The organism is Flavobacterium sp. N502536, assembly GCF_025947345.1.
GTDB lineage: Bacteria > Bacteroidota > Bacteroidia > Flavobacteriales > Flavobacteriaceae > Flavobacterium.
The window spans coordinates 1,819,007-1,838,600 of the sequence record NZ_CP110011.1 but is presented as its reverse complement, the minus strand read 5'-3'; the positions used below and the strand labels follow the sequence as shown (position 1 = coordinate 1,838,600).

24 protein-coding genes are annotated in these 19,594 nt (G+C 36.4%); all 24 read left to right on the top strand.

Translation table 11 applies throughout. From position 1 onward, the window contains the following. Positions 1 to 1,236, top strand: coding sequence for a WG repeat-containing protein (locus OLM61_RS08205; protein WP_264525892.1), 1,236 nt, complete (start codon positions 1 to 3; stop codon positions 1,234 to 1,236). Positions 1,237 to 1,330: 94 nt separating this feature from the next. After that, positions 1,331 to 2,062, top strand: coding sequence for a 3-oxoacyl-ACP reductase FabG (gene fabG / locus OLM61_RS08200; RefSeq protein ID WP_264525891.1), 732 nt, complete (start codon positions 1,331 to 1,333; stop codon positions 2,060 to 2,062). Positions 2,063 to 2,246: 184 nt separating this feature from the next. After that, positions 2,247 to 3,482, top strand: coding sequence for a beta-ketoacyl-[acyl-carrier-protein] synthase family protein (locus OLM61_RS08195; protein WP_264525890.1), 1,236 nt, complete (start codon positions 2,247 to 2,249; stop codon positions 3,480 to 3,482). Beyond that, the gene (locus OLM61_RS08190; protein WP_264525889.1) at positions 3,475 to 3,729 is read left to right on the top strand and encodes an acyl carrier protein; all 255 of its coding nucleotides are present in this window, start codon (positions 3,475 to 3,477) and stop codon (positions 3,727 to 3,729) included. Before OLM61_RS08195 ends, OLM61_RS08190 begins: the two co-directional genes overlap by 8 nt. Next, the gene (locus OLM61_RS08185; protein ID WP_264525888.1) at positions 3,729 to 4,607 is read left to right on the top strand and encodes a lipid A biosynthesis acyltransferase; all 879 of its coding nucleotides are present in this window, start codon (positions 3,729 to 3,731) and stop codon (positions 4,605 to 4,607) included. The genes OLM61_RS08190 and OLM61_RS08185 overlap by 1 nt, the downstream gene beginning before the upstream one ends. Positions 4,608 to 4,935: 328 nt before the next feature. Further along, positions 4,936 to 5,838, top strand: a complete 903-nt coding sequence (locus OLM61_RS08180; protein ID WP_264525887.1) for a dialkylrecorsinol condensing enzyme DarA — start codon at positions 4,936 to 4,938, stop codon at positions 5,836 to 5,838. Positions 5,839 to 5,854: 16 nt separating this feature from the next. Continuing rightward, positions 5,855 to 6,988 (top strand): beta-ketoacyl-ACP synthase III, encoded by a 1,134-nt coding sequence (locus tag OLM61_RS08175; protein ID WP_264525886.1) that lies wholly within the window; start codon positions 5,855 to 5,857, stop codon positions 6,986 to 6,988. Beyond that, complete coding sequence (locus tag OLM61_RS08170; RefSeq protein WP_264525885.1) at positions 6,988 to 7,419, top strand: hypothetical protein; 432 nt, start codon at positions 6,988 to 6,990, stop codon at positions 7,417 to 7,419. The genes OLM61_RS08175 and OLM61_RS08170 overlap by 1 nt, the downstream gene beginning before the upstream one ends. 10 nt (positions 7,420 to 7,429) lie before the next feature. After that, positions 7,430 to 7,894 carry an ABC transporter permease gene (locus OLM61_RS08165; RefSeq protein WP_264525884.1) on the top strand — a complete coding sequence of 155 codons (465 nt, stop codon included), beginning with the start codon at positions 7,430 to 7,432 and terminating at the stop codon, positions 7,892 to 7,894. 23 nt (positions 7,895 to 7,917) lie between these two features. Beyond that, positions 7,918 to 8,322 (top strand): hypothetical protein, encoded by a 405-nt coding sequence (locus OLM61_RS08160; protein WP_264525883.1) that lies wholly within the window; start codon positions 7,918 to 7,920, stop codon positions 8,320 to 8,322. Further along, positions 8,322 to 9,320 carry a BtrH N-terminal domain-containing protein gene (locus tag OLM61_RS08155; protein WP_264525882.1) on the top strand — a complete coding sequence of 333 codons (999 nt, stop codon included), beginning with the start codon at positions 8,322 to 8,324 and terminating at the stop codon, positions 9,318 to 9,320. The genes OLM61_RS08160 and OLM61_RS08155 overlap by 1 nt, the downstream gene beginning before the upstream one ends. 7 nt (positions 9,321 to 9,327) lie before the next feature. Next, positions 9,328 to 10,080: an ABC transporter ATP-binding protein gene (locus tag OLM61_RS08150; RefSeq protein WP_264525881.1), complete on the top strand. Its 753-nt coding sequence runs from the start codon at positions 9,328 to 9,330 to the stop codon at positions 10,078 to 10,080. Further along, on the top strand, positions 10,070 to 11,359 hold the full coding sequence (locus tag OLM61_RS08145) for an ABC transporter permease (protein ID WP_264525880.1): 1,290 nt from the start codon (positions 10,070 to 10,072) through the stop codon (positions 11,357 to 11,359). The genes OLM61_RS08150 and OLM61_RS08145 overlap by 11 nt, the downstream gene beginning before the upstream one ends. Further along, on the top strand, positions 11,334 to 11,783 hold the full coding sequence (locus OLM61_RS08140) for an acyl-CoA thioesterase (RefSeq protein WP_264525879.1): 450 nt from the start codon (positions 11,334 to 11,336) through the stop codon (positions 11,781 to 11,783). Before OLM61_RS08145 ends, OLM61_RS08140 begins: the two co-directional genes overlap by 26 nt. Positions 11,784 to 11,840: 57 nt before the next feature. Beyond that, positions 11,841 to 12,980: a beta-ketoacyl-[acyl-carrier-protein] synthase family protein gene (locus OLM61_RS08135; RefSeq protein WP_264525878.1), complete on the top strand. Its 1,140-nt coding sequence runs from the start codon at positions 11,841 to 11,843 to the stop codon at positions 12,978 to 12,980. Continuing rightward, positions 12,977 to 13,516 (top strand): hypothetical protein, encoded by a 540-nt coding sequence (locus tag OLM61_RS08130; protein WP_264525877.1) that lies wholly within the window; start codon positions 12,977 to 12,979, stop codon positions 13,514 to 13,516. The genes OLM61_RS08135 and OLM61_RS08130 overlap by 4 nt, the downstream gene beginning before the upstream one ends. Before the next feature lie 4 nt (positions 13,517 to 13,520). After that, positions 13,521 to 14,138 (top strand): 3-oxoacyl-ACP synthase, encoded by a 618-nt coding sequence (locus OLM61_RS08125; RefSeq protein WP_264525876.1) that lies wholly within the window; start codon positions 13,521 to 13,523, stop codon positions 14,136 to 14,138. 2 nt (positions 14,139 to 14,140) lie between these two features. Continuing rightward, positions 14,141 to 14,398 (top strand): phosphopantetheine-binding protein, encoded by a 258-nt coding sequence (locus OLM61_RS08120; protein WP_017496902.1) that lies wholly within the window; start codon positions 14,141 to 14,143, stop codon positions 14,396 to 14,398. 148 nt (positions 14,399 to 14,546) lie between these two features. Beyond that, positions 14,547 to 15,746 carry a beta-ketoacyl-[acyl-carrier-protein] synthase family protein gene (locus OLM61_RS08115; protein WP_264525875.1) on the top strand — a complete coding sequence of 400 codons (1,200 nt, stop codon included), beginning with the start codon at positions 14,547 to 14,549 and terminating at the stop codon, positions 15,744 to 15,746. Further along, on the top strand, positions 15,737 to 16,804 hold the full coding sequence (locus OLM61_RS08110) for a beta-ketoacyl synthase N-terminal-like domain-containing protein (RefSeq protein ID WP_264525874.1): 1,068 nt from the start codon (positions 15,737 to 15,739) through the stop codon (positions 16,802 to 16,804). Before OLM61_RS08115 ends, OLM61_RS08110 begins: the two co-directional genes overlap by 10 nt. Continuing rightward, complete coding sequence (locus OLM61_RS08105; RefSeq protein WP_264525873.1) at positions 16,801 to 17,577, top strand: polysaccharide deacetylase family protein; 777 nt, start codon at positions 16,801 to 16,803, stop codon at positions 17,575 to 17,577. The genes OLM61_RS08110 and OLM61_RS08105 overlap by 4 nt, the downstream gene beginning before the upstream one ends. 118 nt (positions 17,578 to 17,695) lie before the next feature. Continuing rightward, on the top strand, positions 17,696 to 18,322 hold the full coding sequence (locus OLM61_RS08100) for an outer membrane lipoprotein carrier protein LolA (RefSeq protein ID WP_264525872.1): 627 nt from the start codon (positions 17,696 to 17,698) through the stop codon (positions 18,320 to 18,322). After that, positions 18,288 to 18,923, top strand: a complete 636-nt coding sequence (locus OLM61_RS08095) for a hypothetical protein (RefSeq protein ID WP_264525871.1) — start codon at positions 18,288 to 18,290, stop codon at positions 18,921 to 18,923. The genes OLM61_RS08100 and OLM61_RS08095 overlap by 35 nt, the downstream gene beginning before the upstream one ends. Before the next feature lie 37 nt (positions 18,924 to 18,960). Continuing rightward, positions 18,961 to 19,590 (top strand): porin family protein, encoded by a 630-nt coding sequence (locus tag OLM61_RS08090; protein ID WP_264525870.1) that lies wholly within the window; start codon positions 18,961 to 18,963, stop codon positions 19,588 to 19,590. Positions 19,591 to 19,594: the final 4 nt, after the last annotated feature.

The following is a 19,594-nucleotide window of genomic DNA, read 5'->3' as shown; positions in this document are numbered from 1 at the left end:
ATGAAAAAGACACTTATTTTTTTATTTGCATTCACTATTCAATTTGTTAATAGTCAGGAATTGGCCTTAGTTAAAAAAGATTCTAAAATTGGGTACATCTCCAGAGACGGAAACTTTAAAATTGAGCCTCAGTACAAATCAGCAAGAAGCTTTTCTGAAGGACTGGCGGCTGTAGAAAACAATGGAAAATGGGGTTTTATAGATGTTAAAGGTGCATGGGTAATTCCTGCCGATTTTAAAAATGTTAAAGATTTCAACAGCGGAATTGCAATTGTTCAAAAAGACAAGGATTGGGTTTATATCAATACAAAAGGTGAAATCCAGAAAGCGCCTTTTTCAGAAAAACTTTTTGACTTTGAAGATGGCGTAGCATTTATCAGACAAAGCGGCAAGGTAGGATTAATCAATTCGAAAATGGCCGTAGTTCTGGAACCAAAATACGATCAGATTAAATCTTTTGAAAACGGTTTTGCAAGAGTTGAAAACAATAAAAAATGGGGAATTATTAATACTGCCGGTAAAGAAGTGATTGAGCCTGCTTACGAGGAAATAGGCAATTATTTCAAAAACACAAGCTGGGCAAGAAAAGATAAGACCTTTGGGATTGTTAGTTCCGGAACTTTTATTCCGGTTGATGGAGCTGAAAAAATCTGGGATTTTGACACTCAGGATCTGACCTATGCCAAGAAAAATGGTAAAGTTGGTTTTATTGACTTAAAAGGAAATTGGGTGATTACTCCGATATATGACAAAGTAAAAGCTTTCTCAAAAAACTTAGCTCCCGTTTGTGTGGGTTCAAAATGGGGTTTTATCAATCCGAAAGCAGAATTTGTAATTGAACCTACTTACAGCGACGCCGAAGTTTTTAGTCCGGACGGATTGGCTCCGGTAAAAGAAAAAAACTGGGGATTCATCAATCAAAGCGGAAAATTGGTCATTCCAACACAATACGGCATCACAACAAACGGATTTGTGATTGCCTTATTTGTAAAACAAGACAAAGGTTTCATTGACGGTGTTGCACGTGTAAAAAACGAAGGAAAATGGGGATTTCTTAAATCAGACGGAACCGTATTAGGAAACCAATGGTTTGAAAATGCCGAACTATTTTCGCAATCAAGAGAAAGAAACAGCACTGCCGAAGTTGCTGCGGAAAAACCAAAAGCAGAAACCAAAACGACTGAAAAGTCAGAGACAAAAACTACCAAAAAACCGGTAGCCAAAAAGAAAAAATAAAACCTATTAACTCATAAAAACAAACGCTGCAGATGCAATTACTGATAAGAAAAGTAATTCCATACCAGGCGATTAAAAAAAATAAATTCTGAATATGAAATGTGTATTAGTAACTGGCGGTTCACGAGGAATTGGAAGTGCTATTTGTAAAAAATTAGCCGTTGATGCAAATTATCATATCCTGATTAACTACCACTCGAATAAAACTGCCGCTGAAGCAACACTTCAGGAAATACAAAAATTAGGCGCAACAGGCGAAATCTTAGGTTTTGATGTTTCCAATTTTGAAGAGGTACAAAAAACATTAACACAATGGCAGGAAGCTAATCCCGAAGCTATTGTAGAAGCGATCGTAAACAACGCCGGAATTACAAAAGACGGTCTTTTTATGTGGATGACTCCCGAAGACTGGAACGGTGTAGTAAATACGAGTTTGAACGGATTTTTTAATGTAACGCAGTTTTTTATTCAAAAAATGCTGCGCAATAAATATGGCCGAATTGTTAATATGGTTTCCGTTTCGGGTGTAAAAGGAACAGCCGGACAAACCAATTATTCAGCGGCAAAAGGTGCAATTGTTGCGGCCACAAAAGCATTGGCTCAGGAAGTTGCTAAACGAAACATTACTGTAAATGCTGTTGCCCCTGGTTTTATAAGAACCGATATGACAAGCCAATTGGACGAAAAAGAATTATTAAAACTAATTCCGGCAAGCCGTTTTGGTGAAGCCGAGGAAGTTGCAGATTTGGTAAGCTTTTTGATTTCAAAAAAATCAAGTTACATTACAGGAGAAATTATAAATATAAACGGAGGAATTTATTCTTAGAAAATATTTGAAACACATAAAAACATAGATTTTTATGTGCAAAGAGTACAAAAAAGAAATATTTCTTTCACATAGATCGCTATGTGTATTTCAAATAAGTGAAACGCCTATTTTGAGTTTACAAAAGCTATGTTCCTATGTGTTAAAAATTACAAGTAACGGATAAAAATTACTTTTAAAGACGATGAATAAGAGAGTTGTAATTACTGGGATGGGAATTTATTCTTGTATCGGAACTTCTTTAGAGGAAGTAAAGGAATCTTTATACAACGGAAAATCAGGTATTCACTTTGATTCTGAAAGAAAAGAATTTGGTTTTCAATCTGCCTTAACGGGAATGGTTCCGAAAGCTGATTTAAAAAATTTATTGACCCGCAGACAGCGTATGAGCATTGGTGAAGAAACCGAATACGCTTATATGGCTACTGTTGAAGCATTGAAAAACGCGAACATTGATGATGCTTTTTTCGACAATCGCGAAGTGGGTATTATGTACGGAAATGACAGCGTTTCAAAAGCGGTTATTGAAGCTACTGATATTGTACGAGACAAAAAAGACACTGCCCTGATAGGTTCCGGAGCTATTTTTAAATCGATGAATTCAACGGTAACCATGAATTTATCAACGATTTTTAAACTTCGTGGTATCAATCTTACCATAAGTGCGGCCTGCGCCAGCGGTTCACACTCTATAGGTCTCGCTTATTTTTTAATAAAAAGCGGATTCCAGGACCTTATCATCTGCGGAGGCGCACAGGAAATCAATAAATATGCCATGAGCAGTTTTGATGGTTTGGGTGTTTTTTCGGCCAGAGAAAACGAACCCGAAAAAGCTTCCCGCCCTTTTGACAAGGATCGCGACGGATTAATCCCAAGTGGTGGCGGTGCAACGTTAATTTTGGAAAGCTACGAATCGGCAATTGCCAGGGGCGCTACTATTATTGCAGAAATCGGCGGTTACGGATTCTCCTCAAATGGCGGACACATCTCAACACCTAATGTAGAAGGGCCGTCTATAGCCATGAAACGAGCGCTTGATGATGCACAGCTAAAAGCAACTGATGTTGACTATATAAATGCTCATGCTACCTCAACTCCGGTTGGAGACGGAAACGAAGCCAAAGCGATCTTTGAAGTTTTTGGAGAGAAAAATCCGTACGTAAGTTCGACCAAATCAATGACAGGTCACGAATGCTGGATGGCCGGAGCAAGCGAAGTAATCTACTCCATCTTAATGATGCAGCACGATTTCATTGCCCCAAACATCAATTTAGAGAATCCTGACGAAGATGCTGCTAAATTAAATTTGGTCAAAACTACTTTAAACAAAAAATTTGACATATTTTTGTCCAATTCCTTCGGGTTCGGAGGAACCAACTCTGCGTTGGTGGTTAAAAAGTTTAAATTGAACGATGAATAAAGAAGAGATTATAGCAAAAATTAATGGTTTTTTGGTTGATGAATTTGAAGTAGACAATGATGATATTGAACCAGATGCTAATTTAAAAGATACACTTGGATTAGATAGTTTAGATTATGTAGACTTAGTAGTCTCAATCGAAGCTAACTTTGGTGTAAAACTGGTAGAAGTTGATTTTGTTGGAATTGCTACTTTTCAGAATTTCTATGACCTGATCGAGACCAAACTAAAAGCTAAAGCTGTTTAATGAGTCAATGGGATGGCAAATCAAAGGGTACAGTTTTAGGCTATAGAATATTCGTTTTTTTAATACAAAAAGCGGGTATTAAGGCTGCTTATGTCCTGCTTTATTTTGTTGCTTCGTATTACTTTTTGTTTTTAAAAAAAAGCAACAAAGCCATTTTCTATTACTTTAAAGAAAGGCTGCAGTATTCCTGGTTCACGTCTAAAAAAATGGTTTTCAAAAGTTATTATACTTTTGGACAAACCATCATTGATAAAATCTCCATTTCGGCAGGAATGCGCAACAAGTTCACTTATGAATTTGACGGAATTGAGGTGCTCAAAAAACTTTTGGCCGAGAAAAAAGGAGGTGTTTTGATTAGTGCCCATGTTGGAAATTTTGAAATTGCCGAGCATTTTCTTGGCGATATTGATCTTAATTTCCAAATCAATCTGGTGACTACTGATCTGGAACATTCTTCTATAAAAAAGTATCTGGAAAGCGTTACCCAAAAACCTACCGTAAAATTCATCATTATCAAAGAAGATTTGTCTCATATCTTTGAGATCAATGCTGCACTGGCTAATAATGAATTGGTTTGTTTTACCGGCGACCGCTACTTTGAAGGCACAAAATCTCTTTCGGAAAAAATACTGGGTCAGGAAGCTCATTTTCCGGCAGGTCCGTTTTTAATTGCTTCACGATTAAAAGTTCCTGTAGTTTTTGTGTATGTCATGAAAGAACCCAACTTACATTATCATTTGTACGCCAGAGAAGCTACCGTGAAACATCGTGACGAAAAAGGCTTACTGAAAGAATATGTTCAAAGTGTCGAGACTATTCTGCAAAAATATCCTTTGCAATGGTTCAATTATTTTGATTTTTGGAATGATTTGAAATAAGACTTAAAGGTTCTCAGCATCTCGCGGAGGCGCAAAGTTTTTTCTCCTTTTTGTCCATTTTTGTCATTTTTGTCATTTCGACCGAAGGGAGAAATCACACACGTTTAGCGACAAAGATTGTCGACTTAGTTTGCGGAGTTTCTAATGTGATTTCTCCCTTCGGTCGAAATGACAAACTGTGCTTTAAACTATTTTTTTGCATCTCTGCATCTCTGCGAGATTAAAAAAACAACAAAAATTCATCGCCAAAAACGATTCGTTTAAACAAGAAAATTCGTTTAAATAAATTTACTTATTTTTGTTCGCAACCAAAAGCAAGTAAACCTCCATGAAAAATGTTCTCGTAATTTATTATACACAGTCTGGACAACTCGGAACAATTGCACAAAACATTGCAAAACCGTTCCTAAACTCAGACGAAATAAATGTAACTTTTCACGAAATACAACTGCAGCAACCCTTTCCGTTTCCATGGAATAAAGCTGCCTTTTTCGACGCTTTCCCCGAATCATTTCTACAAATTCCGACTGAATTAAAGCCCGTTCCGGAAGAAATTCTAAACACAAAATACGATTTGGTATTGTTTCATTATCAAGTTTGGTATTTGTCTCCTTCCATTCCGATAAACTCTTTTCTAAAAAGTGCTGATGCCAAAAAAATACTAAACAACACCCCTGTCATCACCATTAGCGGTTCCCGTAACATGTGGATTATGGCACAGGAAAAAATCAAAGTTTTATTAAAAGAAGCCAATGCTTCGTTAGTTGGAAACGTTGCTTTAGTAGATCGCGTTGGAAATTTAATCAGTGTCATCACGATTGTAGAATGGATGTTTTCGGGCGTTAAGAAAAAATATCTTGGTATTTTTCCGCTACCGGGAGTATCCGACAAAGACATACAGGAGTCAGATAAATTTGGAGAAGTGATCCTTTCTGAATTCAATCAAAATCAATTACAGCATTTACAACCCAAACTGGTTGCCGTTGACGCCGTTAAAATCAGCCCCTATCTGGTAACGGTTGATAAAACAGCAAACAAAATCTTTAATAAGTGGTCAAATTTGATTTATAAAAATCAAAAAAACAGAAAAACACTTCTTAAAGTATTTAATGTTTATTTATTCCTGGCAATATGGTTAATCTCACCAATAGTGTATATATTGCACCTTATTACCTACCCCTTTAAGTTAAATACCATAAAAAGAGAAACTCAATATTATCAAGGAGTTTAGAAGACGAAATTAGATTATGTTTGAAGTATATATTACCAAAGCCGCAAAGTATTTGCCAAATGAAGCCATTTCTAATGATGAGATGGAAAGTTATCTGGGTCTCATTAATGATGCTGCTTCTAAAGCAAGACGCATTATTTTGCGCAATAATAAAATTACAAGTCGTTATTACGCTATAGACAAATCAGGAAAAAGTACTCATAACAACGCCGAGTTAACGCGAAATGCAATCGTGCAGTTGTTTGATGAAAACTTTACAGCGCAGGACCTTGAAGTGCTTTCCTGCGGGACCTCAACTCCTGATATCTTCCTGCCTTCACATGCTGCGATGGTACACGGTTTATTGAAAAACAAATCTGTAGAACTAAATTCATCAACAGGAGTTTGCTGTGCGGGTATGAATTCCTTAAAATTTGGTTTCCTGTCTGTAAAATCAGGAAATTCAAAAAATGCGATTTGCACCGGATCTGAAAAAGTTTCGACCTGGCTAAATGCCCAGATGTACAACCACGAAGCTGCCAATCTGAAAAACCTGGAAGAACAGCCTATCATTGCGTTCAAAAAAGATTTTTTACGCTGGATGTTGTCTGATGGAGCGGGAGCATTTTTATTAGAGAACCAACCAAAAGGAGCTATCTCTTTAAAAATTGAATGGATGGAAGCCTTTTCCTATGCTTACGAATTAGAAACCTGTATGTATGCCGGTGGCGATAAATTAGAGAACGGCGAGATCAAAGCCTGGAGTGATTATGCTCCGGAGCAATGGTTAAACGAATCTGTTTTTGCCATCAAACAGGATGTAAAATTATTGGATGAATTTATTCTTTCTAAAGGAGCTGAGAGTATGAAAGATGCTATGGATAAAAACAGCATCACTTCAGATCAGATTGATTATTTTATTCCTCACGTTTCTTCTAACTTTTTTGTGGAAGGATTAAAAAAAGGACTGACCGAAAAAGGAATCGGGATGGCCGATGAAAAATGGTTCATGAATCTTTCAAGAGTAGGGAATGTTGGTTCGGCCTCTATTTACTTAGCTTTGGAAGAATTAATGAATTCAGGAAATTTAAAAAAGGGAGATCGTATTCTATTGTCTGTTCCTGAGAGCGGAAGATTCTCCTTTGCTTATGCTTATTTAACGGTTTGCTAATGGAAACAACTTTACTTTTAGAGAAAGACGCTGTCGAGAATTTATTGCCGCAAAAGTTCCCTTTTGTAATGGTCGATAAAATGTATTCGTTTACCGAAACTTCACTGGTTGCGGGTTTAAAAATTCAAAGCGACAACATTTTTTCTGACAACGACACCTTTTTAGAAGCAGGTTTAATCGAACATATGGCACAGTCTGTGGCTTTGCACACCGGTTACCAGTTTTTCCTGAAAAACGAAACAGCCCCAACGGGTTACATTGGTTCGATCAAAGAAATTGAAATCAAAAAATTGCCAAAAGTCAATGATACGATTCAATCCAGCATCACTATTTTACAGGAGTTTGCCGGAATTACACTGGTAGACATTGTAACTTATCTGAATAATGAAGAAATTGCGAACGGGCAAATGAAGACCGTTTTAGCCAAATAATATATTAGGTATGAAAACCGGAGTTGACATACAAAACTATTTACCCCACCGGGCACCGCTGCTTATGGTGGATTTAATTTTGGATATAGATTCCAGTTTTGTAGAAACCACATTTTTGATCCGGGAAGATAATATTTTTGTTGAAAACAACACTTTTATTGAAGCCGGCTTAATCGAAAACACCGCACAAACCTGTTCGTCTATTGTAGGCAAAAAATATTTTTTTGACGAAGACGGAACAGAAAACGAAAATGTAAATGTACTGGGGTTTATCAGTGCGATAAAAAACCTGAAAATACATACACTGCCAAAAGTAGGTGATACTATTATTACCAAAGCCAATCTGGTTTCAAAATTTGCAGGCGACGATTATACGCTATGTACCATGAGCTGCGAAAGTCTGCTTGCTGACAAAATACTTTTGGAATGCGAAATTAATCTGTTCATTCAAAAAACAATTTCGGTTCCGGAATAGTTACAATCGAAAAGAAAAAGGCCATGGAAAAAGAAAATGTACCACAAGACAAAGGCAATCTCACCAAAAACAATCTGAAAGAACTGCTTTATGCCACCGATGAAAATGGCGACTATACCACAACCTTAAGTACCGGTTGGGAGCCTAAAACCATCGCATTATCCAATTCGATCGATGAAATAAACGAACGAATTGCCGAAGCGAAACTACAGGTAGAAACTGGAGAAGTAAGTCCGATTTGTTATTATATGGAACTCAACAAAATGGATCTTACTATTTTATCCAGTTATGTTGGAATGTGGAAATGGCGCGTAAAAAGACATTTTAAACCAGCCGTTTTTGCCAAATTAAACAACTCTGTTTTACAGAAATATGCCGATGCTTTTGAAATTTCAATCGCTGAATTAAAAAATATTAAAACCGCGTAATGCAAACTAATTTTACACATCATCAATCTGCTCATTGCGAAAATGGAGTAGCTTCGAATTTGTTAAAAAACAACGGACTGAACATCAGCGAACCGATGGTTTTTGGTATCGGTTCCGGACTTTTCTTCGTATACCTACCGTTTATAAAAGTAAATCATGCTCCTGCAATTAGTTACAGAACTTTGCCTGGACAGATCTTTAATAAACTGGCGAGCCGTTTAAACTTAAAAATAAAAAGACAAAAATTTTCTTCAACAACAAATGCCAACAAGGCTTTGGACGAAAATTTAAAAAACAATATCCCAACCGGATTACAAGTTGGCGTGTATCATTTGAGTTATTTTCCTGATGAATACCGCTTCCATTTTAACGCACACAATTTAGTCGTTTACGGAAAAACCGAAACCGATTATCTTGTTAGCGATCCTGTTATGGAAACGGTTACTACCCTGACACATGACGAACTGGACAAGGTGCGTTTTGCCAAAGGTGCTTTTGCTCCAAGAGGTCAAATGTACTATCCGATTCAAATTCCGAAGGACGTTGATTTGAAAAGCGCCATTATCAAAGGAATCAAAAATACCTGCCGCGATATGTTGGCACCCATGCCTATTATTGGGGTACGCGGAATTAAATTTGTTTCGAAGCAAATTAGAAAATGGCCCGTAAAACACGGTACTAAAAAAGCCAATCACTATTTGGCACAAATGGTGCGCATGCAGGAAGAAATTGGTACAGGTGGCGGAGGTTTCCGATTTATCTATGCCGCATTTTTACAGGAAGCTTCGGTTATCTTAAATAATGAAGAATTAAAAGTCCTTTCTAAAGAAATGACACAAATTGGAGATTCATGGAGAGACTTTGCGGTTGAAGCTTCCCGAATTTACAAAAACAGAAGTGCCAAAGAAGATGCTTACAATACGATTGCCGATGAACTTTTGGACATTGCCAATCGCGAAGAAATCTTTTTCAAAAAACTAAAAAAAGCGATCAGCTAAGAATATTTTGCAATCCATTATAAAAATAGAATCCCTTTCGAAAAAGTACAAAAATGCAGATCTGTATTCTTTGAACGATGTTTCGCTGGAGATCAGTGAAGGTCAGATTTTTGGGTTATTAGGTCCGAATGGTGCCGGAAAAACCACTTTAATCTCTATGCTTTGCGGACTGATAAAACCAACCTCAGGGCATTTCACGATCGATGGGCTGAATTATACCCATCATTCTTCCAAAATCAAAAAAATCATTGGCGTTGTTCCACAGGAATATGCTTTATACCCTACCCTAACGGCCCGGGAGAATTTACATTATTTTGGAAGTATGTACGGCTTAAAAGGCAGTTATCTAAAAGACAAAGTCGTTGAAACTTTAGATCTTTTGGGCTTATTAAAATTTGCCGACAAACGTATCGAAACTTTTTCAGGCGGTATGAAACGCAGAGTCAATTTGATCGCGGGAATTTTACACAATCCCAAAGTTTTGTTTTTAGATGAACCAACCGTTGGTGTTGATGTACAGTCTAAAAATGCCATTATTGACTATCTGAAACTCTTAAATCAAAACGGAACAACCATTATTTATACCTCCCATCATTTGGCAGAAGCGGAAGATTTCTGTACCAACATTGCCATTTTAGACCGCGGCAAAATATACGCTCAGGGTACCCCTTCAAGTTTAATTGCTTCTACCGAAGAAGCCCGAAATCTTGAGGAAGTTTTTATTTCATTAACCGGTAAAGACTTTAGAGATGGTATATAAAATTTGGATGTCAGTCGTAAAAGAATTCCTCCTGCTCAAACGAGATTTAGGCGGATTAATCATTTTATTTATCATGCCTTTGGTTTTGGTTATTACCGTAACCTTAATTCAAGACAGCACTTTTAAAACCGTAAGCGATACCAAAATTCAAATTTTACTGGTGGATAACGACAAAGGTACTGTGTCTAAAACCGTTTTTGATAATCTGGAAAAAAGTCAGCTTTTTAGTGTTGTCACCCAAATCGACCACAAACCTATTACCGAAGAAATGGCTAAAGAAGCGGTTTACAAAGGTAAATTTCAACTGGCGATTGTAATTCCGGAAAAATTAAGTGTGGATCTGCAAACCAAAATTGATCAGAATGTCGAAAACATTGTGAGCAAAATGGGCCTAACAGAAACGGATACTACGGTGCAAACCGCAAAGCCTAAGATCATTAAAGAAAAAGAAGTCAAATTGTATTTTGATCCGGCAGTTCAAATGAGCTTCAAAAATGCCGTGATGAGCTCGATCGATAAGATGATTTCTCAAATCGAAACAAAATCCATTTATACGACTTTTCAAAATCAACTGGGGGAAGGAAATGCCGAATTTGAGCAAAAGAGTTTTATCACGTTCAAAGAAATCATTCCAAAAATAAACAACAAAGAAGTACGTCCCAATTCTGTGCAGCACAACGTTCCGGCCTGGACACTTTTTGCCATATTTTTTATTGTGATACCGTTGTCTATCAATATCGTAAAAGAAAAATCTCAGGGAACATTTGTTCGATTACTCACCAATCCGGTTTCTAACCTCGTCGTTATTATTGGTAAAACCATTACCTATTCGGCCATTTGTATGATTCAGTTTTACATGATGGTGGCCGTGGCAATCTTTTTATTTCCACATATTGGTTTGCCTCCTTTAAATGTCGAAGGTCATTTGTTCTTAATGAGTGTGGTCGCTTTATTTTCAGGTTTTGCAGCCATTGGCTTTGGAATTCTGCTGGGAACGATCGCAAGCACACAAGAACAATCGGCTCCGTTTGGTGCGACAAGCGTTATTATTCTGGCAGCCATTGGCGGAATCTGGGTTCCCGTTTTTGCAATGCCAAACATCATGCAAATCATTGCCAAATCATCTCCCATGAATTGGGGATTAGAAGCGTTCTATGATGTTTTATTGCGCAACGTTTCTTTCCTTGAAATCATCCCAAAAATAAGTTTGTTATTTTTGTTCTTCATTATCACAACATCCATTGCCTTATTTTATGACAAAAAGAAAAGAACAGTTTAACGAAGCAACCGAACTAACCGTTTCGCATGAAATCAGAATTCGTTTTAACGAAACGGATCCGCTTGGAATTGTGTGGCACGGAAATTACATCACCTATTTTGAAGATGGTCGTGAAGCGTTTGGCCGTGAACACGGACTCACCTATTTGGATATTGCCAAAACAGGCTACACCACCCCGATCGTAAAATCAAAATGCGAACACAAATTGTCTTTGCGTTATGGCGATGTGGTAACGATAGAAACAACCGTAATTGATACTCCTGCCGCCAAAATGATCTACCGTTTTAGAATACTGGATGATAAAGGTGAAGTAGCCTGTACCGGAGAAACCGTTCAGGTATTTTTAGATCAGGAAGGTAATCTAATGCTGACCAATCCTCCTTTTTATGAAGAATGGAAAAAGAAAGTTGGGTTGTTGAAATAAAACACGAATTGCACGAATTGACACGAATTAAAAAATACGCCGGAATAAAATCATAAAATGTTAAAAGAGATATACATTACACAAACCAACTGCATCACCCCATTAGGTTTTGATGTCAAATCAAACGTTGAAGCAATTCTTCGCGGTGATTCGGGCATTCAACTAAATAATGACATTTCTTTGATGCCGGTTCCGTTTTATGGTTCGGTAATTCATGATGAAAAAATAAACCTTGCCTTTGCAAAAATCAGCAGGGAAACAAAATACTCCCGTCTGGAGAAAATGATGATTCTGGCTTTAGAGCCGATTATCAAAAATGCAGCGGTTCCATTAGATTCAAAAACGGCTTTTATACTTTCGACTACAAAAGGAAATGTAACGGCTTTAAAAGACAATTCGGAAAAAAGTTTTGCTAATGCACATTTAGATGTCCTGGCAAAAAATGTTGCTGCTTTTTTCGGATTTCAAACACAACCTATTGTCGTTTCGAATGCTTGTGTTTCAGGAATTTTAGCGATTTCTGTTGCCAAAAGAATGATCCAGTCTGAACTCTCCGACAATATTTTTGTAGTGGCCGGCGACGAAGTTTCAGAATTTGTTTTGTCCGGTTTTAATGCTTTTCAGGCCATGAGCGATTTGCCTTGTAAACCGTATTCTAAAAACAGAACCGGTGTAAGTTTAGGCGAGGCAACGGCTGCGGTTCTGGTTTCGGCAGAAGACACAAATGCTAAAATAAAAGTTATTGGAGACAGTTCGATAAACGATGCCAATCATATTTCGGGTCCATCGAGAACAGGCGAAGGTTTGTTCAGAAGTATCCAAAATGCTTTGAAAGAAGCTCAAATTGAGCCCCATAAAATCGATTATATTTCAGCACACGGAACCGCAACTCCGTTTAATGACGAAATGGAGGCCATTGCCCTAAACCGTTTAGGTCTGCAAAATGTCCCAGTCAATAGTCTGAAAGGATTTTACGGTCATACTTTAGGCGCTTCCGGATTATTAGAAACCGTAATCGCTATTGAATCCGTAAATCAAAACACGCTTTTTGAATCGAAAGGTTTTGATGAAATTGGGGTTAGCGAAGTGATCAATGTTATTGAGAAAAACGAAGAAGCAACTATTGATTTTTTCCTAAAAACAGCTTCCGGATTTGGAGGTTGTAATACGGCAGTTGTTTTTGAAAAGATAAAATGAGAAGTTTAAAAAACTTAAATAGGAAAAAAAGTATCGAGCAAAGTAAGTTAGTTTATTCTGAAAGCTGGCTTAACAAATTTGATACAATAATTCTTTATTTATTTTTTAGTTGGGGCTTTCTAATGCCTTTCTTGGTTTATTTTAATCCTCATAGGGATTATTCAAAAACTGGAATTGAGTTTTATCTGCTTTTTATTTTTAGTTTATTTTGCGCATTTACAATTTATCGAAAAGCAACTGAAAAACAACTAACTAAAATTATCAGCAAATACAATACGGAAGAAAACAAATTGCTTATTAATCAGTATTGCGAAAAAAAAGGTTTTGAAAAACATAGAAATTCCGGAAATATAATAATTTATAATAATCTTAATCCTCTGGCTATTAATTCGATGTTTCAAACAAGTAGAATATTTATTTTAGACAAAAATGACATCTATTTGACAATGATTAAAGAAAATCAGAAATTGAACATTCCTATTCTTTTTTCACAAATAAGTTTAAAGAGGGATATTAAGAATCTGTGTCAGCAATAAAATAATGAATCCAAACAAAACCTACATACAATCCTATATCACCATCCAAAACAACGAAATTGTTTTGAACGGAACTTCTGTTTTCAAAATTGAACCGACGAATTTTGCTGATTTCTCCAAACAGGCCTATCGCAATTTTGACATGCAATACCCGAAGTTTTTCAAGATGGATGCTTTGAGCAAACTGGCTTTTTTAGGAGCTGAACTGCTTCTGAGTCCGATAACTTCAACGGAACAGGAAAACAATATTGCCTTGGTCCTGGCCAATAAATCATCGAGTTTAGATACCGATGTTAAATATCAGGAATCTATTTCCGACAAAGAAAACTACTTTCCGAGCCCGGCGGTTTTTGTCTATACACTGCCAAATATTTGTCTGGGTGAAATAAGTATTCGCCATCAGCTGAAAAGTGAAAATTCTTTCTTTATATTTGATGCCTTTAACACTGAATTTATGTCTAATTATTCTACTATTCTTCTGAATACAAATAAAGCAGATACGGTTCTTTGTGGCTGGGTAGAATTTTTCAACGACGATTACAAGGCTTTTCTTTGCACCATTAGCAAAGAAGAAAGCACAAAATATAACAACGAAAATATCAATACATTATATAATAAATAATCATGGAAGCATTAAAAGAAGAATTAAAAAACAAAATCATTACTACTTTAAACCTTGAAGATATCGCGATCGAAGATATTGCAGATAACGACCCTTTGTTTGGAGATGGTTTAGGTTTAGACTCCATTGATGCGCTTGAATTGATCGTGATTTTAGATAAGGATTACGGAATTAAACTGGTTGATCCAAAAGAAGGGAAAACCATCTTTCAATCCATCGAAACTATGGCTGCGTACATTAGCGCTAACAGAACGAAATAGACTGCTTAGACTTGCTTAGATTTTTAGACTAGTTATAAAATTGTCTAAAAGTCAGAAACTTCAAAATCTAAGAAGTCTAATATCTAATAATCTAAGCAAGTCTGATGTCTGAGAAGTCTAATATCCAATAATCTAAGCAAGTCTAAAAATGAAAGGTGTTGCAATAACCGGAATGGGAATTATCTCCTCGATTGGAAATTCAATCGAAGAAAACTACATTTCGTTAATCGAAAATAAAGTTGCGGTAACGCGTATCGAAAACATTGAAACGGTTCACGCTGATATCATTAAAGTAGGGGAAATTAAAAAAACCAATGACGAATTGGTCAAAGAATTAGAACTTACTCCTGATAATAACTTTTCGAGAACGGCCATGATTGGCACTTTCGCCGCAAAACAGGCCGTTAAAAATGCCGGAATTACTTCTATAAATGAATTCCGAACCGGACTTATTTCGGCAACAAGCGTGGGCGGAATGGATATGACTGAAAAGCATTATTACGATTATTTCAAACATCCGGAACTTGTAAAATACATTACTTGTCACGATGGTGGTGATGTAGCCGAAAAAATAGCAGAAGAATTAGGTTTAAAAGGAATTGTTACCACCATAAGTACCGCCTGCTCATCGGCAGCAAACGCCATTATGTTGGGTGCAAGACTGATAAAATCCGGGAAACTGGATCGCGTAATTGTTGGCGGAACCGATGGTTTGGCAAAATTCACGATCAACGGATTCAAAACCCTCATGATTTTATCTGACGATTACAACAAGCCTTTCGACAACGATCGCAAGGGACTAAATCTGGGTGAAGCAGCTGCTTTCCTGGTTTTAGAATCTGATGAAGTTGTAAAAAAGCAAAACAAAAAAGTACTGGCTCGTGTTTCAGGTTATGGTAATGCCAATGATGCTTTCCATCAAACAGCTTCTTCAGAAAATGGTGATGGTGCTTACCTGGCCATGAAAAAAGCCTTTGATATTTCGGGTTTAAAACCTGGTGATATTGACTATATCAACGTTCACGGAACAGCAACTCCCAACAATGACCTCTCTGAAGGAAGAGCACTACTTCGAATTTACGGAGACGAAAAAGTTCCCGATTTTAGTTCGACAAAACCTTTTACGGGGCATACTTTGGCCGCTGCGGCAGCCATTGAAGCCGTTTATAGCGTTTTGGCCATTCAGCATAGCGTGGTTTATCCAAACCTGAATTTCGAAACACCAATGGAAGAGTTTGATTTAAAACCGCAAACTTCTTTAAAAAATAAAAATATCGAACATGTTTTGTCCAACTCTTTCGGATTTGGGGGTAACTGTTCGACTCTTATATTTTCAAAATGCAATTAAAAAAAACATATATAAATGGAATAGGTTGTATTTCGACTCAAAAAACATTTGATACTGTTTTTTTAGAAGAAGCCGTACACAATCACGACCAAAACGTCCTTGAAATTGTTCCGCCGGTTTACAAAGATTATATTTCTCCCGCAGCTATCAGAAGAATGGCAAAAGGAGTCAAAAACGGAATTGTGGCTTCGGCAATTGCCATGAAAGACGCACAAATCGAGAATGTGGATGCCATTATTACCGGAACAGGATTAGGATGCATCGAAGACTCCGAAAAATTCCTAAAAAATATCCTTGATAATAAGGAGGAATTCTTGACCCCAACGTCCTTTATTCAATCGACCCATAATACGGTTGGAGCTCAAATTGCACTGTTACAAAAATGCAACGGTTACAATTTTACCTATGTAAACGGAGCTGTTTCTTTTGAATCGGCACTTTTAGATGCTAAAATGCAAATTGAAGAAGAAGAAGCACAATCGGTTCTCGTGGGTGGAGTTGATGAAAATGGCGATTATACTACTGCTCTTTTTAAATTGTCAGGACGTATCAAACAAGACAACCAGCAACCTTACAACCTTTTAGATTCAACTACAAGCGGTGCTGTTTATGGAGAAGGTGCCAGCTTTTTTGTTTTAGAAAATGAGCGAAAAGAGACTACCTATGCTGAAGTACTCGACATCGCGATCATAAACACCCTGGAAGACAACGAAATTGAAGCTGAAATTATCTCCTTTTTGAAATCCAATCAATTAAACGTTTCGGATGTTGATGCTCTGATTTTAGGATTTGACGGCAATGTAGATTTTGAAAGTTATTATAAAAATTTAACTGAAAAGGCCTTCGCTCAAACCCCTCAATTGTATTACAAACATCTGAGTGGTGAGTACGATACCGCATCGGCTTTTGCTTTATGGATGGCGTCTAAAATTTTAAAAACACAGGAAATCCCTGAAATCATAAAAGCAAATTCGGTTGAAAAACCGGCTTACCAAACCATTTTATTGTACAATCAGCTCAACGGAAAAAATCATAGTTTTACGTTACTTTCAAGATGATAACGCATAAAAACATTTCGTTATTCTTTCTCTTTTTATTGCTGCTATTGCTTTTTCTAAAGCTGTATATCGCAATTAACTGGGTATGGTTTATCGCAATTGTTTTAATTTGGTTAGGCATAAACGCGGTAGGCTCTTCCATAATTTCTTCTAATTATCATGTAAAAGCATACTGCAATAATCCGTTGGAAACCGAAAAAAAAATTGCCATTACGTTCGATGACGGACCAGGCATTTTTACTTTAGAAGTTCTGGAATTATTGAAAAAATACAAGGTAAAAGCGACTTTCTTTTGCATTGGAAAAAACATTGAAAAACATCCTGAGATTGTAAAGCAAATTATTGACGAAGGGCATTTGGTTGGTAATCATTCGTACAGTCATTCTAATTTTTTTGATTTTTACACTGCCAAAACAATAAGAGAAGAAATCAAAAAAACAGATACGCTTCTGGAAAAATACACCTCCAAAAAAATAAACTTCTTTCGTCCGCCCTACGGAGTTACAACACCTTCGATCAGAAGGGCTTTAAAAACCACCGGTCACAAAGTAATAGGATGGAATATCCGCTCGCTGGATGGCGGAACCAAAAATCAGACTTTAATTTTCAACCGAATTATAAAACGTATTTCTCCTGGTGGAATTGTACTTTTACACGACACCGGATCACACTCTGTTTTAGTATTGGAACAGTTTTTGCAATTTTTGCAGCAAAACAAGTATACCGTGATTTCAACCGAAGAACTTTTGAATCTTAAAGCTTATGAAAACTGAACGCGGATGAAGCAGATTCGCTTACGCGAAGACGCGGATAAAAAACGGATTCTAATAATTTAATCTGTGAAAATCCTTTAATCTGTGGCAAAATAATAAAGCGCAATTCGTAATAAATATGAAAACTAAAATAGCACTACTACTTCTATTGATTTCAGGCAATTTGTTTGCCCAGGAACAGAAAATGTCTGATGCGGAAATTACTGCTTTCAAACAGGATGTAAATGTAGTTTCAAAAAAAATAAAAACCCTGAGTACTGATTTTGTTCAGTACAAACATCTTGATTTTTTATCAAAAGACATCGAAACTTCGGGAAAGATGATTTTTAAAGAGCCTTCCTTACTGCAATGGCAATACAAAAAACCATATAATTACAGTATTGTTTTTAAGAATGGGAAAATCCTCATTAACGACGAAGGCAAGAAAAGTGCCGTTGATATTGGCAACAGTAAGATCTTTGGAAGAATCAACAAATTAATTGTTGGAAGCGTAAGCGGCAATATGTTTGACGACAAAGAATTTACGATTTCTTATTTCAAATCAAAAGGACAAAATATAGCTAAATTTGTTCCGAAAGACGCCACCTTAAAAAAATACATCAAACAAATTGAACTGACTTTTGACAAAGAAGAAGCAACTGTAGTTCAGGTTAAACTATTAGAATCCTCTGAAGATTATACCCGAATTGTACTTAAAAATAAAGTGATCAATGCAAAAATCGACGATTCCGTTTTTAATAATTAATTGCTTTCTGGCGATTGTTTTGGTTTCTTGTAGCGCAGTCACAAAAAACTACACCCCTAAAAAACTAGACCGAACGTCTTATCAGGTTCCTTATTTCGCCGATTCAAAAACCGATTATGTGTATAAAACCAACATTACGGTTTACGGTCATGAAATGTCGGGAATCTTCATCGCCAAAAAGATCAATGACACTACACATCGTATTGTTTTTACTACCGAATTTGGCAACAAACTACTAGATTTTGAGATTTCTGAAACGGACTTTAAAGTCAATTCGATTGTATCTGAATTAGACCGAAAAATCCTGATTCATACACTAAAAGAAGATTTCCGTTTGTTACTAAAAAAGGATTATCTGATTCAGCAACAGTTTGAAAACGAATCTGCTGACATTTATAAATCACCGGATGGGAAGCGGGACAACTATCTTTTTATCTCCAAAAAAGATCACAAATTAGAAAAGGTCGTTCAGTCTTCTAAAACAAAAGAAAAATTTACACTGACATTTAGTTCAGAAAACGATATTTTTGCCGAGAAGATTTTGATTAATCATCAAAATATTAAGTTGAAAATTGAATTAAATTACTTTAAATCAGAATAAAAATTTAAACTAAACCTAAACTTAAATCAAGACCAAAATGAGAAAAATAACCGTAATTGCCTTCGTTTTATTTGTTGGAATTATAACGTCAAATGCCCAGGTAAAGGTTAGTCCGGGATTTCGAGGAGGTTTAAATATATCGGATTTAAGTAATATGCCGGAAAATAGCAGTTCAAAATCTGATTTTTATCTTGGTGCATTAATGGCTATAAAATTCAATAAATATTTTACGTTGCAACCGGAGTTGAATTATTCGAGACAGGGTGCTGATATTCGTCTGTCTTATTTAGATTTTGACAACAATACTTCCCGTCGCAGAAGTCAGAAAGCCGAAATAAATTATCTGACACTTGGAGCAGTGGCTAAATTTAATTTTAAAGGAAAAGGTTTCCACGTATTAGCAGGTCCATCTATAGATTTTAAAACCAATGATAATTTTGACAAATTTGGAGAGAACCCTGTTGATGTAGATTTTGCTATTGTTGGCGGAGTTGGATATACCCTGCCAAACGGATTAACTTTTGAAGCCCGCTTAAAACAAGGATTAGTTGATATTTATGGATATGACAGATATGATTATGACAATGAAAACAGACGCTATTATGATGACATTACTTTAAATCAGGTTTTCCAAATAGGTATTAGTTACACTTTCAAAGTAAAATAAATTA

Bases quoted from the DNA above. Each gene is read 5' to 3' on its own strand.
- OLM61_RS08175 (WP_264525886.1), top strand. From the start codon at position 5,855: ATGTTTGAAGTATATATTACCAAAGCCGCAAAGTATTTGCCAAATGAA.
- OLM61_RS08160 (WP_264525883.1), top strand. From the start codon at position 7,918: ATGGAAAAAGAAAATGTACCACAAGACAAAGGCAATCTCACCAAAAAC.
- OLM61_RS08095 (WP_264525871.1), top strand. From the start codon at position 18,288: ATGCAAAAATCGACGATTCCGTTTTTAATAATTAATTGCTTTCTGGCG.
- OLM61_RS08130 (WP_264525877.1), top strand. From the start codon at position 12,977: ATGAGAAGTTTAAAAAACTTAAATAGGAAAAAAAGTATCGAGCAAAGT.
- OLM61_RS08110 (WP_264525874.1), top strand. From the start codon at position 15,737: ATGCAATTAAAAAAAACATATATAAATGGAATAGGTTGTATTTCGACT.
- OLM61_RS08100 (WP_264525872.1), top strand. From the start codon at position 17,696: ATGAAAACTAAAATAGCACTACTACTTCTATTGATTTCAGGCAATTTG.
- OLM61_RS08195 (WP_264525890.1), top strand. From the start codon at position 2,247: ATGAATAAGAGAGTTGTAATTACTGGGATGGGAATTTATTCTTGTATC.
- OLM61_RS08185 (WP_264525888.1), top strand. From the start codon at position 3,729: ATGAGTCAATGGGATGGCAAATCAAAGGGTACAGTTTTAGGCTATAGA.
- OLM61_RS08190 (WP_264525889.1), top strand. From the start codon at position 3,475: ATGAATAAAGAAGAGATTATAGCAAAAATTAATGGTTTTTTGGTTGAT.
- OLM61_RS08145 (WP_264525880.1), top strand. From the start codon at position 10,070: ATGGTATATAAAATTTGGATGTCAGTCGTAAAAGAATTCCTCCTGCTC.
- OLM61_RS08155 (WP_264525882.1), top strand. From the start codon at position 8,322: ATGCAAACTAATTTTACACATCATCAATCTGCTCATTGCGAAAATGGA.
- OLM61_RS08135 (WP_264525878.1), top strand. From the start codon at position 11,841: ATGTTAAAAGAGATATACATTACACAAACCAACTGCATCACCCCATTA.
- OLM61_RS08140 (WP_264525879.1), top strand. From the start codon at position 11,334: ATGACAAAAAGAAAAGAACAGTTTAACGAAGCAACCGAACTAACCGTT.
- OLM61_RS08170 (WP_264525885.1), top strand. From the start codon at position 6,988: ATGGAAACAACTTTACTTTTAGAGAAAGACGCTGTCGAGAATTTATTG.
- OLM61_RS08125 (WP_264525876.1), top strand. From the start codon at position 13,521: ATGAATCCAAACAAAACCTACATACAATCCTATATCACCATCCAAAAC.
- OLM61_RS08180 (WP_264525887.1), top strand. From the start codon at position 4,936: ATGAAAAATGTTCTCGTAATTTATTATACACAGTCTGGACAACTCGGA.
- OLM61_RS08120 (WP_017496902.1), top strand. From the start codon at position 14,141: ATGGAAGCATTAAAAGAAGAATTAAAAAACAAAATCATTACTACTTTA.
- OLM61_RS08205 (WP_264525892.1), top strand. From the start codon at position 1: ATGAAAAAGACACTTATTTTTTTATTTGCATTCACTATTCAATTTGTT.
- OLM61_RS08165 (WP_264525884.1), top strand. From the start codon at position 7,430: ATGAAAACCGGAGTTGACATACAAAACTATTTACCCCACCGGGCACCG.
- fabG (WP_264525891.1), top strand. From the start codon at position 1,331: ATGAAATGTGTATTAGTAACTGGCGGTTCACGAGGAATTGGAAGTGCT.
- OLM61_RS08115 (WP_264525875.1), top strand. From the start codon at position 14,547: ATGAAAGGTGTTGCAATAACCGGAATGGGAATTATCTCCTCGATTGGA.
- OLM61_RS08105 (WP_264525873.1), top strand. From the start codon at position 16,801: ATGATAACGCATAAAAACATTTCGTTATTCTTTCTCTTTTTATTGCTG.
- OLM61_RS08090 (WP_264525870.1), top strand. From the start codon at position 18,961: ATGAGAAAAATAACCGTAATTGCCTTCGTTTTATTTGTTGGAATTATA.